This window comes from Peptacetobacter sp. AB800, from assembly GCF_047807365.1.
Taxonomy (GTDB): domain Bacteria; phylum Bacillota; class Clostridia; order Peptostreptococcales; family Peptostreptococcaceae; genus Peptacetobacter.
Map to the genome: position 1 here is coordinate 1 of NZ_JBLOUI010000012.1, position 13,302 is coordinate 13,302.

11 protein-coding genes, 1 pseudogene and 1 other annotated feature are annotated in these 13,302 nt (G+C 30.3%); of the genes and pseudogenes, 9 read left to right on the forward strand and 3 right to left on the reverse strand.

The window, feature by feature from the left end; genetic code table 11:
• The first annotated feature begins 156 nt into the window (after window positions 1-156).
• The 8 genes and pseudogenes from ACK2WN_RS05300 to ACK2WN_RS05335 all read left to right on the forward strand — a co-directional run bounded on the left by ACK2WN_RS05300 (window position 157) and on the right by ACK2WN_RS05335 (window position 7,947).
• Window positions 157-1,650: a phosphomannomutase/phosphoglucomutase gene (locus ACK2WN_RS05300; protein WP_416155011.1), complete on the forward strand. Its 1,494-nt coding sequence runs from the start codon at window positions 157-159 to the stop codon at window positions 1,648-1,650.
• Window positions 1,651-1,899: 249 nt separating this feature from the next.
• Window positions 1,900-2,274: a hypothetical protein gene (locus ACK2WN_RS05305; RefSeq protein ID WP_416155012.1), complete on the forward strand. Its 375-nt coding sequence runs from the start codon at window positions 1,900-1,902 to the stop codon at window positions 2,272-2,274.
• A 373-nt stretch (window positions 2,275-2,647) separates the two neighbouring features.
• Entirely contained in the window at window positions 2,648-2,827 is a 180-nt protein-coding gene (locus ACK2WN_RS05310; protein WP_300528057.1) for a hypothetical protein, read from the forward strand.
• A gap of 167 nt (window positions 2,828-2,994) precedes the next feature.
• A pseudogene (locus tag ACK2WN_RS05315) lies at window positions 2,995-4,391 on the forward strand (DNA topoisomerase).
• 27 nt (window positions 4,392-4,418) lie between these two features.
• Window positions 4,419-4,997: a hypothetical protein gene (locus ACK2WN_RS05320; protein ID WP_330000110.1), complete on the forward strand. Its 579-nt coding sequence runs from the start codon at window positions 4,419-4,421 to the stop codon at window positions 4,995-4,997.
• 101 nt (window positions 4,998-5,098) lie between these two features.
• On the forward strand, window positions 5,099-6,166 hold the full coding sequence (locus tag ACK2WN_RS05325) for a peptidylprolyl isomerase (RefSeq protein WP_416155013.1): 1,068 nt from the start codon (window positions 5,099-5,101) through the stop codon (window positions 6,164-6,166).
• A gap of 88 nt (window positions 6,167-6,254) precedes the next feature.
• Complete coding sequence (locus ACK2WN_RS05330; protein WP_201416937.1) at window positions 6,255-6,608, forward strand: cupin domain-containing protein; 354 nt, start codon at window positions 6,255-6,257, stop codon at window positions 6,606-6,608.
• 100 nt (window positions 6,609-6,708) lie between these two features.
• Entirely contained in the window at window positions 6,709-7,947 is a 1,239-nt protein-coding gene (locus tag ACK2WN_RS05335; protein WP_416155014.1) for a hypothetical protein, read from the forward strand.
• Window positions 7,948-7,996: 49 nt separating this feature from the next.
• Here ACK2WN_RS05335 and ACK2WN_RS05340 read toward each other — a convergent pair whose 3' ends face one another.
• Complete coding sequence (locus ACK2WN_RS05340) at window positions 7,997-9,142, reverse strand: AI-2E family transporter (RefSeq protein WP_416155015.1); 1,146 nt, start codon at window positions 9,140-9,142, stop codon at window positions 7,997-7,999.
• 252 nt (window positions 9,143-9,394) lie between these two features.
• Window positions 9,395-9,638, forward strand: a binding site (T-box leader).
• Between the two features lie 50 nt (window positions 9,639-9,688).
• Between ACK2WN_RS05340 and asnS the strand changes: the two genes are divergently transcribed.
• Entirely contained in the window at window positions 9,689-11,086 is a 1,398-nt protein-coding gene (gene asnS / locus ACK2WN_RS05345; protein ID WP_040410202.1) for an asparagine--tRNA ligase, read from the forward strand.
• Window positions 11,087-11,234: 148 nt separating this feature from the next.
• Here asnS and ACK2WN_RS05350 read toward each other — a convergent pair whose 3' ends face one another.
• A complete protein-coding gene (locus ACK2WN_RS05350) occupies window positions 11,235-12,266 on the reverse strand; it encodes a YeiH family protein (protein WP_416155016.1) in 1,032 nt (343 codons plus the stop codon).
• A 40-nt stretch (window positions 12,267-12,306) separates the two neighbouring features.
• Entirely contained in the window at window positions 12,307-13,203 is an 897-nt protein-coding gene (locus ACK2WN_RS05355) for an NAD(P)/FAD-dependent oxidoreductase (RefSeq protein ID WP_416155017.1), read from the reverse strand.
• Window positions 13,204-13,302: the final 99 nt, after the last annotated feature.

A 13,302-nucleotide genomic window follows, 5' to 3' on the forward strand; every position in this document is an offset into this window, starting at 1 on the left:
AAACAATCAGGGCATTTTATGTAAGGTTTCAATTTTCTCGACTCCTTTCCGTAGGGGGAATGTGTTTTTGGGTGAAATCATTGTAAACCCTACCGGGGTCGAGATTCAATACTAAATAAGTTAACAGAGCGTAAAATAGAGGTAGGAGAATTTATTATGGAAAAAATATATAAATTACAGAATGGAACAGACATAAGAGGGGTTGCATACCCTAACGATGAAAAAGAAGTAACTCTTACAAAGGTAGAAGTAGAAAAAATAGCTAGAGCATTCCATATATGGCTAAAAGAAAAAACTGGAAAAGATAAAATAGTTGTAGCAGTAGGAAATGACTCTAGAATAACAGGAGAAGAATTTAGAAATACAATAATAGAAGCATTAACATCTCAGGGATGTGATGTAGTAAATTGTAAATTATCAACAACTCCATCAATGTTTATGACAACAGTTATGGACGGATACAAATGCGATGGATCAATAATGATAACTGCAAGTCATCTACCATTCTTCTACAATGGATTAAAATTCTTTACAGAAAATGGTGGTCTTGAAAAAGCTGATATAAAAGCTATGCTTGATATAGTATGTGAAGGAAAAACAGTAGAATCTGCTGAAAAAGGTTCTATATGTGAAAGAAACCTTATAGACGATTACGCTGAAGTATTAGTTGATAAAATAAGAAAAGGTGTTAACTCTGAATCTTGCTACGAAAAACCATTTGATGGAATGAAAATAATAGTGGATGCTGGTAATGGTGCTGGTGGATTCTTTGCTGAAAAAGTACTTGAAAAATTAGGTGCTGATACAGAAGGAAGCCAGTTCTTAGAACCAGATGGAATGTTCCCTAACCACATACCAAACCCAGAAAACAAAGAAGCTATGGCTAGTATAAGTAAAGCTGTTGTAGATAATAAAGCTGATTTAGGTATAATATTCGATACAGACGTAGATAGAGCGGCTTTAGTTGGAAAAGATGGATCTTTCATAAATAAAAATGCTCTTATAGCTGTAATATCTGAAATATTATTAGAAGAAAATCCTAACACTACAATAGTAACAGACTCAATAACATCTGTAGGATTAGCTGAATTCATAGAAAATCACGGTGGAAAACACCACAGATTTAAAAGAGGATACAAAAATGTAATAAATGAAGCTATAAGATTAAACAACGAGGGAGAAGAATGTCACTTAGCAATAGAAACTTCTGGACATGCTGCAATAAAAGAAAACTACTTCCTTGATGACGGAGCTTATTTAATAGCTAAAATACTTATAAAAGCTGCTAAAATAGCTAAAGAAGGAAAAACTATAGAATCATTAATAGCTGATTTAAAAGAAGCAGCAGAAGAAAAAGAAGTAAGAATAGGAATAAATAAAGAAGACTTCAGACCATACGCAGAACAGATACTATCAGAACTAAGTGTATTTGTTGAAGAAAGTGAAAATTGGTCATTAGTTCCTAAAAACTACGAAGGAATAAGAGCTAACTGTACAGGTGAAGGAGAAGACGGATGGTTCCTAATAAGAATATCTCTTCACGAGCCTCTACTAGCATTAAACATAGAATCAAATGAAATAGGTGGAACAGATAAAATATATGCAACACTTAAATCATTCTTAGAAAACTATGATTTAAAAGGATTATAAGATACAAATTACAACTAATAAAAAATTCATAAAATAATAAATTACAAAAGATTACATTTATGTCAAAAAGCGTTACAAATATGTAACTCAAAATGACAGAGGTGTAATCTTTTTTTATGCTTTTTAATGGTACAATATATACAACAAGATAAATAAAAACAAATTAAAAAATCTTAGAAGACAGAATTATAAAAGCGAATAATAGAAATGCAATTATAGATAGATGTCACAAACGAAGGAGTGATCAATATGAAAAAAACTACAAGAACAATAATGATAGCTACACTATGTGCAGTATTAGTAGGAGGAGTGGTAGCACCAGCAGTTAACCCTGTATCAGCTGCATCAAAACCAACTAAAGTAGCTACAACAGTAGTTAAGAAAAAAAGTACTAAAAAGCTATTAAGTCAGGAACAGGCTTTAAATATATTAAACAAAATGGATAACAGTGTAGAATATATCTACATGGGAACTGAAAAAGATTTTGATGCTTTACAGGCTAAAAAATTAAAAGGTTTCGTATTCTTACCAGATGAAGAAGGAGATATGGGATACTTTGTAAATAGCAAAAATGGTCAGGTGTTCTTCTTCCATCCAAGTGGATACATGGAAAGAATAAAATAAATTAGTCCTCTCAATTTTACAATCAATATATAAATCATATCAGAGAGAAGGGATATCTTATAGGTATTCCTTTCTTTTTTTATTTTTAAATACATTTCATACACTAAAAGCTACCTTTCATACAAATTGTATTGAAAATAAAATACAAAAGAATTAATATTTATACAAATAAAAGATAAAATTTAGAAAAAATTTAGTTTTAATGAACTTTATCTTTAGTATATTGCTCTATAATTATAAATAATAAAACGAGAGAATAAATTGTAAATAAAATTGATTGTAAAATTTAAAAGAAGGGAGAGCTATGTAATTTATAAAATTATTATAGGCAGATTTAAAATTACTTATAGCGAATATAAAAATGGTGACTGATATGTATAATAATAAAGAAAACAAAAGGGAGACAGCAGCAAATATAATAGCTATAGCAATAATATTTGCAGTAATTCAAATAATAGGAATGATAGTTTGTATGCTAGTATTTCAAAATAATTTAATAATGTCTATAATAGTGATGGCTCTATCCAATGCATTGCTTTACAAACTAATGTAGAATTAAAGTGAATTTAAAATAAAAAAATGATAAAATTTTCCGTAAAAAATTAAATAATAAAAGATAAATTAGAGAAAACCTCTTATAAATTAAAAACTTGTATCGCTTATTAGATATAAAAGTATTATAATATTCTGTACAAAGTAAATTTATGAGAGGTAATTTTTATGGGAAAAATATTAGTACTTGCAGAGAAACCATCTGTTGGAAAAGATATAGCTAATGTACTTAAATGCAAAAACGAAAAAAATGGATATATAGAAGGCGATAAATATATAGTAACGTGGGCACTAGGTCATCTAGTTACACTTGCAGATCCTGAAGGATACAATCAAAAATATAAAGAATGGAAAATGGAAGATTTACCTATAATTCCAAAGTACTTGAAAACAGTTGTCATCAAAAAAAGTGGTAAACAGTATCAAAAGGTAAAAACTTTATTAGAAAGAAACGACGTATCTGAGATAGTAATAGCTACAGATGCTGGTAGAGAGGGAGAGCTAGTTGCCAGATGGATTATAGAGAAATCTGGAGTTAAAAAGCCTATGAAAAGACTGTGGATATCTTCAAACACAGATAAGGCAATAAAAGAAGGATTTGAAAAACTACAGCCATCTAAAAAATACGATAGATTATACGACTCAGCACTTGCAAGAGCTGAAGCAGATTGGATAATAGGAATAAATGCAACTAGAGCACTTACAGTTAAATACAATGCACAGCTATCTTGTGGTAGAGTACAGACACCTACTTTAAACATGGTTATGAAAAGAGAAGAGGAAATAAAAGCTTTTGAACCTAAAAAATTCTATGGAATAGAAGTAAAGGTAAATAAAGCAGGAAGTGTCATAAAATTAAATTGGAAAAATAATAAAGGAAATACATCAGTATTCAACGAGGAAATAGTAGATAAGATTATAAATAAAATAAAAGGAAATGATGCAGAAGTAAAAAAATACTCTGTAAAAACTAAAAAGAACTATTCACCTCAGTTATACGATTTGAATGAAATACAAAGAGATGCAAATAAAATCTATGGATATTCTGCAAAGAAAACTTTATCTACAGTTCAGAGCTTGTACGAAAGACATAAGCTGCTTACATATCCTAGAACAGATTCAAGATATATTTCTAGTGATATAGTTCTAAAAAAGCTATAGACGATATAAAAAATAGCGATAGTCAGTTTAAACACGACAATCTAACTAGAAACAAATGTCCGGAGTGTGGGCACTATATGCTAGAAGTAAAAACAAAAAGAGGGAAAATGCTAGTTTGTGAAAATAGAGAATGTAATACTAGAAAGATGTTATCTCAAACAACAAACGCAAGATGTCCAGAATGTCATAAGAGATTGGAGTTAAGAGGAGAAGGGGAAAATAAAATATTTGTATGTTCTTGTGGGTACAGAGAAAAGCTATCTTCTTTCAATAATAGAAAAAAAGAAGAAAAAAATAAGGCATCTAAGAAGGATATTAATAAGTACTTAAAGAATCAAAATAAAAAAGAAAATGAAAACTTTAATAATCCTTTTGCCGACGCATTGGTTAAGTTAAAAAAATAGGTGCTAATAAAACTAGGAGGCAATAAAATGAATAGTAAAAAATTTGGATTGAAAAAACTAACAACAATAATTTTAACTATATTCTTTATAGGCTCTTTAGGATATTTCCTATACACAAAAGATAGTATGGGTATATCAGTATCTGTATTTTGCTTGATACTTACAGTAGTGCTTTATCAGGTAAATAAAAGATTACCTAAACTGCTTAGTGATGGATTGTATAGTGTATTCATGTGGTATGCGTGTATAGCATCTGTTTTAGGATCTGGATATGGATTCTATGATATACCTCACTATGATGATTTTCTACATGTGACTTCTGGATTATTGACAGTTACAGCAGCATATACATTCATCAAATTTTTCAATACAGATGAACAAATAAGCAAGATGAATATTATATTTATAGCGATGTTTATGTTTATGTTTAGTATGGGAATTGCTTCATTATGGGAAATAGGAGAGTTTAGTATGGACCATATAATACATACTCATACTCAAGTAGGTGGACTTACAGATACAGTAATGGATATGATTGATGCTTTTGTAGGATGTTTAGTATCAATTCCATATGCATTGAAAAAAATTAGAAATAAAAAAAATTAAGAATCTAGTCAATTCAAATCATTTTCATAAATGTTTCATATTATATACATAGCGATAATTTATATTATAAATAAAAGATATTGATTATTTGGAGGAATAGAATGGGTAATAAAAATATTTTTTCGAAGATAAAAAAATATATATCAAAATTACTCGATTCAAAATTATTAATAGTAATTGCATTAGTATTGATATTTTTGACTATGCTCTATGTATATATAAGACCTGTAGATAGTAACTTAAAAAATGATTCTAAAGAAGTAGTTGCATACATAGACGGAGAAAAACTAAGATTCAATGAAGTAGAAAAAAGAGCCGAAGAAGCATTCTATATAGATAAAAATAATATAATAGAAAATATAGGTTCTGATAATTATAAACGAGAACTAATCAAGTATGTTGTATACGAAGATATTCTTTATAGAAAAGCAAAGGAAGAGAATGTACATGTAACAAGACAAGAAATAGAGGATACTTATGATAACCTAGAAAAATTTATAACAGGTAAGATTGGGTTGGATGAAGATGAGTTTAAAAGTAAGTATGCTGACGACAAAAATAAATTAGTAAAAAGCATGGGAAAGACTATAAAAGCGTACAAGTATCTAGATAAAAAAACGCAGGTTAGTGATTCGGAAGCTAGAGCATATTATGACGCTAATAAGGATAAATTTAGAGAAGGAGTATATAGAGATATATTTATAAGTACTGTAGATAACTCAGGTAAAAAGCTTAGCGATGAAGAAATAGCTGATGCTGAAAAGAGGGCAAATGCAATCTATAAAAAACTAGAAGAAGGATATAAGTTTGAAGACTTAGAAGAAAAGTACTCTGAGGATATAGGTGGTACTATACCAGGTGGACTAGGGGATCTTGAAATGAGTTTTACAGATAAGAATTTGAGAAAAAAAATTTCGACTTTAAAAGAAGGAGAATATATAGAAAAACCTCTAAAAAGTATTTATGGATACCACATTATAAAAAGAATTGGTACTGAGGAAGAATCTTTTGACAAAGTAAAAGAGGAAATAAAAAGTATGCTTTCTTATAAAAAACAAATCAAACTTATGGAAGAATTGATGAAAGAGTACAATGTTGAAATAAAAGATAAATATAAGATAAAACTAGGTGCAGCAGATTTGTTGCACCTTTTTAAATTTTTGATATAAATATAAAAATTAGAAGGAATTGAAAAATTTAAAAAGAATAATATAATATAGAAAAAATATATCTACAAAGAGAAGGAGTGTTTTTTTTATGATAAGAAAAAAATCAGAAACAACTACACAGGTTAGAGAACATGTTCAGGGTGGAAAAGGAAAGGGAGATTTTACAGTATTAGTAACTCCAGAAGAATTAAGAGGACATGGTAGACTATTCAATAGAATAGTATTAGAACCAGGTGCTTCAATAGGTGAACACGATCATACTAAAGATTTTGAAGTATATTATATACTAAGTGGAAAAGGACTAGTTAATGACAATGGAAAAGAAATTGTTGTAGAAGAAGGCGATGTTATATACACAGCAGATGGTGCAAAACATTCAATAGAAAATATAGGAGATGAGCCGTTAGATTTCTTAGCAGTAGTTCTTTTTGATGAAAAATAATATACTGCATTATACAGAATTGTTTGAAAAATTATTAAAAAAATGATATATTACTTTTAGGTATTATTTTGAAAATATAAAGTAAAGGAGGAGATATAAAATGAAAGATTTTAATGAAAATAAAAAAATAATATTATTAATAATTATTGTACCACTTCTCCTAGTAGGACAGTATTTTATGTTTTCAAAAGGGATAATAACTCCGCTAGTAAAAGGCGTAGAAATAAAGATTATCGGAGGAAATTATATAAAAGACCTGGATAAATATATTATAAAACTAGGCGATGAGGTTGAAATATCTGCAGGAAATTATGTAAAAATACCTAGATATGCAAAGGATCCAGAGCTTTGGTTCAATGTATTAGATGATACCGGTATTGCAGAGATTAAAGGCAACAAGATGACTGCACTAAAAGAAGGGTATACTTCTGTAGCGGTTATGAAGGGGACTAGGGTACTTAAAAAGGCTATGATAAAAATAGTTAACCCTGATGTTGAGAGTTTAGACCTTGATTTAAGTGATAGCTTAAAATATGTAGGTGATAAGGCAACTATAACAAGCTCAGTTGCTATATCGAGTTATAAGAAGTTTACGGATACATATAAAACAAAATATATAAGCAGCAACGAATCTGTATTGAAGATAGAAGGAGATAATGTAGAAGCTGTAGGAGTAGGAAGTGCGACTATAAGTGGCGAATGTGGTGGGAAAACTGTAGAGATACCACTGGAAATAGAGGCAAAAGTTGCTAAACTAGAAGTTCCAAATGAATTTGTACTAGAAGAAGGTCAAAGTGCAACGATAAAAGCGAAGATAACTACTTCTCCTAAAGGCCTAAAAGCTCCAAATGTAGAGTATAACTATTCAACTAAAAAGAAAAAGGATGAAAGAGCTGCTTATGTATCTGAAAAAGGTGAAATATCAGCGGTAAGAGAAGGTACTGAAAAAGTTATAGTGTCTTGTGGTGAAAAGAAGGCAACTGTAAAAATAACGGTAAAGAAAAGAAGTATTAAAAATAGTTCTATAAAGAATATCAATTATTCATACAATATTGAAGAAGGAAAAGTAAAGATAGAAATAAGTTGGGATTCTTTGGATGGAATAAAATCTTATGAGATTTATGCTAAAAAATACGATGATGAAGGATATGAAGTATTAAAATCAATTCCACAGTCTGAAGAAAAAGAAGGTAAGATTAATACAACTATAGAAATTGAATCATCTAATGAAGAGGAAACTGAAGGTGAAAATAAGGAAAAGACTTTAGAAATATATATAGTTGGAGTAGGTGAAAATGAATCTACAAAGCCGAGTGAAAAAATTATAATCAAATATTAAGAAAATAAAAGAGGGTATCTCAGTTAATTAATTGAGATACCCATATTTTTTATTCTTGATTATTATTTTGATCTTTTGGATTATCAAAATTGCTCATATTTATTTCTTGAGATTTAGTTTCTACGTATTCTGTAATATATACTTTTAAAACCCCCATTATTGGAGTAGATAGAATCATACCTGGTATTCCAAAGAATCCTCCACCTACAGTTACCGCAAGTATTGTAAGGAATGGACTTAAACCAAGCTGACCACCGACAACCTTAGGCTCTATAAATGCAACTTCTACCTGCTGAACAACAAGAAGATATATTAAAGAGAATAATGCTATCTTAGGATCTGAGAATAGATTTATTAAAATAACAGGAGCCATACCTATTGCAGGTCCAAAATAAGGAATCATATTCATAAGTCCCATTAAAGTACCAAATAATAACGCATATTTAGACTTCAATACAAAAAGACCTATACCAGAAAGTACTCCTACGATGATAGAGTCGAATATCTTTCCAGTAAAATATTTACCTACATTTTCATTAAGATCTCTTGAAACTGTCAACACAAAACTAGCTTTTTTATCACCTAAAGCTACATATACAACCTTCTTTAAAAAATCAAATATCTTTTCTTTTTCAAGAAGTATGTAGAAGCAAATGATAAATGCGAGTACAAGATTGAATATAAACTTACCAAATGAGAATGTCTTTTTAAATATTTCTCCTATAGATCCTACAAATAAACTACTTAAATTAGGAAGCATGTTAGAAATTTTATCCCATATTTCCTGCATAGTAGCTGCATCTATATTTTCTAAGTGTCTTGAGAAGTTTATTAAGAATTTTTCTGTTTCAGCAAAGTATGTTGGAGCGTGATTTACTATGTCTATAATACTCTCTATTATCACAGGTAAGGTCATAAAAAGTATAGCAAGTAATACTGCAATAAGCCCACCATAAGCTATAAATAGAGAAGCGCCTCTTTTAGCTTTAAACTTATTTTCGAAAAACTTTATAATTGGATTGAATATATACGCCAAAACAAAAGCTATAACGAAAGGCATAAGTAAGCCTATAAGGAAATCGAGCATTCCAAAGAAATACTGGTAGTTATCGATAAGTTTTATGATTAAATACGTTAAAACTAGTGTGAAAACTACATTTAAGTAAACTTTCTTTTTTTTACGTTTAACACTCAATATTTTTAACTCCTTTCAAAAAATTTTAAGTTTTAAATAATTTTTAAAAATCTATAAAAAAGATTATACATTTTTTAATTGCTTTATACAAGGGATTAAATATTAAGAAAAAATAAAGAAAAAATCAAATAAAAAAAATAAATTGAAGTGAAAGAATCAAAAATTGCAAAATTCTTGACTTAATTAAAAACTACTGATATAATTGCAAATAGATAACACAATTTTTAAAAATAAGAATTGTATATATTTATATTAAATGCAGTGAAAAGAAGAGTAGGTATTTTCTAATAGTTACAGAGAGTCGGCGTTGCTGAGAGTCCGATTGCTAATTGTCTATACTGAAGAACATCTTGGAGCAGCTGACCGAAAGCATTTTGTTAGTAGGCTCAGACGGCAGGAACCGTTATATTCTATAAGCAAAAGCTTTATGAGTGGCTGAGATTATCAGCAATCAGGGTGGTACCGCGAATTGATTATTATACCTTTCGTCCCTATTATGGGATTGAAAGGTTTTTTTATTTTAAAAAAAGAAAAGGTGGAGAAAATATGCAGAAAGAATTTTTAGAAATAAAAGAGCTTTATAGAAACAAAGAAGCTCACGTTGGGCAGACTGTAAAAGTTGCTGGATGGATAAGAACATCAAGAATGTCAAAAAACTTCGGATTCATAGAATTAAATGATGGAAGTTTCTTCAAAAATATGCAGATAGTATTAGATGAAAAATTAGAAAACTTCAAAGAAATAGGTAAATTACCTATATCATCTTCAATACTAGTAGAAGGTGAATTAGTATCTACAGAAGGTGCTAAACAGCCAGTAGAAATACATGCTACAAAAGTAGAAGTAGAAGGTATGTCAGATAGCTCATACCCACTTCAGAAAAAAAGACATACATTAGAATACTTAAGAACAATAGCACATTTAAGACCTAGAAGTAATACTTTCTCTGCAGTATTCAGAGTTAGATCTTTAGCAGCTTATGCTATACATAAATTCTTCCAGGAAAGAAACTTCGTATACGCTCACTCTCCAATCATAACAGGAAGTGACTGTGAAGGTGCTGGAGAAATGTTCAGATTAACTACTTTAGATATGGAAAACCTTCCAAGAACAGAAGAAGGAAAAATAGACTACTCTAAAGATTTCTTCGGTAAAGAAGCTAACCTTACTGTTTCTGGACAGTTAAATGCTGAAATAATGGCTCTTGCTTTCAGAAATGTTTATACATTTGGTCCAACATTCAGAGCAGAAAACTCATACACTGGTAGACATGCATCTGAATTCTGGATGATAGAACCTGAAATAGTATTCGCTGACCTTGAAGACAACATGGAATTAGCAGAAGATATGATAAAATACATAATAAACTATGTAATGGAAAATGCTCCAGAAGAAATGCAGTTCTTCAATAGTTTCATAGACAAAGGATTATTAGAAAGATTAAACAACGTAGTAAACTCTGACTTCGTAAGAATAACTTACACAAAAGCTATAGAATTACTACTTGAATCAGGACATGAATTCGAAAACCCAGTAGAATGGGGATGCGACCTTCAGACTGAACACGAAAGATATATAACAGAAGAAATATACAAAGCTCCAGTATTTGTTACTGACTATCCAAAAGATATAAAAGCATTCTACATGAGAATGAATGAAGATGGTAAAACAGTAAGAGCTATGGACTTATTAGTTCCAGGAGTTGGAGAAATAGTTGGAGGATCTCAGAGGGAAGAAAGAGAAGATGTACTTCGTGCAAGAATGCAGGAAATGAACTTAAACGAAGAAGATTACTGGTGGTATCTGGAACTTAGAAAATACGGAACAGCTACTCACTCTGGTTTCGGTCTAGGATTTGAAAGAATAATAATGTACATGACTGGTATGTCAAACATAAGAGACGTAATACCATTCCCAAGAACTCCTAAAAATGCAGAATTCTAATAACTTAAAAAATAGGCTATCGCAATATTTTGCGGTAGCCATTTTTTATACTTAATTTCAAGAGAAAAAGCTGTCGATTAATATTCATACGACAGCTTTTCCTAAAATATGTATAATAAAATAAATTGGGGTTAGAGGCAAATTCTATTTACCAGATATGCATAAAGTGCTGTAATGTTAATGTAACAGCTGTTATACCTATCCAGCAAGACATTCCAAGAAGTATTGGTTTACCACCACTTTTAACTAGTTTAACTATATCTGTATTGAATCCTATTGCAGCCATAGCCATTATTATAAAGAATTTAGATAATTCTTTGAATGGTAGGAAGAATTCTGGTGATACACCAGCAGATGTAGCTACTGTAGTTATTATACTTGCTCCTATGAAGAACAGTATAAAGAAAGGGAATACCTGTTTTAGTGGTATATTATTACCATTTTCCATCTCTGCTTTTCTAGCTCTTCTGAAAGCTAAGAATAGAGTTATTGGTATGATTGCTAATGTTCTAGTTAATTTTACAGTTACTGCTTTATCAAGTGTCCGGCTTCCTAACTGATATATACTATCCCAAGTAGATGCAGCTGCTGTTACTGAAGAAGTATCGTTAACTGCAGTTCCAGCAAATACTCCAAATGCTTCACCAGATGTTGTAGAGAAACCAAGAAGAGCACCTAAACTAGGGAATAATAAAGCAGCTAGTACGTTGAATAAGAAGATGACTGATATTGCTTGAGCTACTTCCTCTTCGTTGGCATCTATAACTGGTGCAGTGGCAGCTATTGCAGAACCACCGCAAATAGAAGATCCGACACCGATAAGTGTAGATATTTTTTCAGGCATATCTAATTTTCTATGAAGTAGATATGCAATTATAAGTGAAGTAGATATTGTGCAGATTATTATAGGTAAAGACTGTTTACCTGTTTCCATAACTACTTCAAGATTCATACCAAATCCTAAAAGGACTACAGCATATTGTAATATTTTTTTAGATGTATATTTAATTCCAGGTTCGTATGGTTCTTTATTTTTTATAAACGTTGTAAGAACCATACCGATAAGTATTGCGAACACTGGACCTCCTATTATCGGAAATTTTTTTCCAAGTAGTACTGAAGGGATAGAAATGGCTAAGCACATTAAAAGACCCTTCCATTTTTCTTTTATAAAGTTCATATAAATTAATCCTCCTAAAGCTTATATTAATAAGTTGAGTTTACATTGATGCGTTTATTGCAGCAATTGTTCCATCTGCTACAGCAGTTGCAACCTGTCTAACTGGTTTTACTCTTATATCTCCAACTGCATAAACACCTTTTATTTCTGTTTCCATTTTTTCATCAACTGGTATAAAACCATTTTCCAATTTTAAATCAGTGTATAGCTCTGTATTAGGAACAGTACCTGCGTATACAAATACACCGCATCCTGGATCAGATATTGTTTCTATACTACCAGTTTTTTCATCTGATATATCAAGAGATTCAACCCTTTCTTTTCCGTAAACAGCGTGAAGTCTTGATTCTAATCTTACATTTATATTGCTAGTTTTTTTGATTTTTTCTCTAAACTCTGCTATACATCCAAGAGAATCTTCAAAGTGTATTATTGTAACACTCTTAGCGAACTGTGAAAGATAAAGAGCTTCTTTTACAGCACCATCTGCACCACCTACAACATATACATTTTTTCCTATATAGTCTTTTCCATCTTTAGCTGCATTAAGACCTATTCCTTTTCCAGCTAATTCTAATTCGCCTTCTATACCAAGTTTTCTTGCTCTAGTACCGTTGGCTATTATTATTTTCTTTGTTTCATAAGTATTGTTATTAGTGAAGACTAATTTAACATCACCTTTAAAATCTACATTGTTTACATCTTCGTAAACTATTTCTATTCCTGCGTTTTCCGCCTGTTCTTTTAATCTTTCAGAGAAACTAACTCCTGTCTCCCCAGTTACTATTCCTGCGTAGTGAGTTACTGTAGAAACTTTTCCTATAAGTCCACCGATTTTTTCTTTTTCTATTATAAGTACTTTTTTTCCTCTACTTTTAGCATATATTCCAGCACTTACACCAGCTGGTCCTGCTCCTATTATTACTATATCGTACATAATTTCGTTCCTCCTTTTAAAAATTAAAGTGTTTAAATTTTTTAATTAGCTTTTGTTTTGCGTTTGTTCTTTGCTATGCTTTAACTATAAACCTTAATA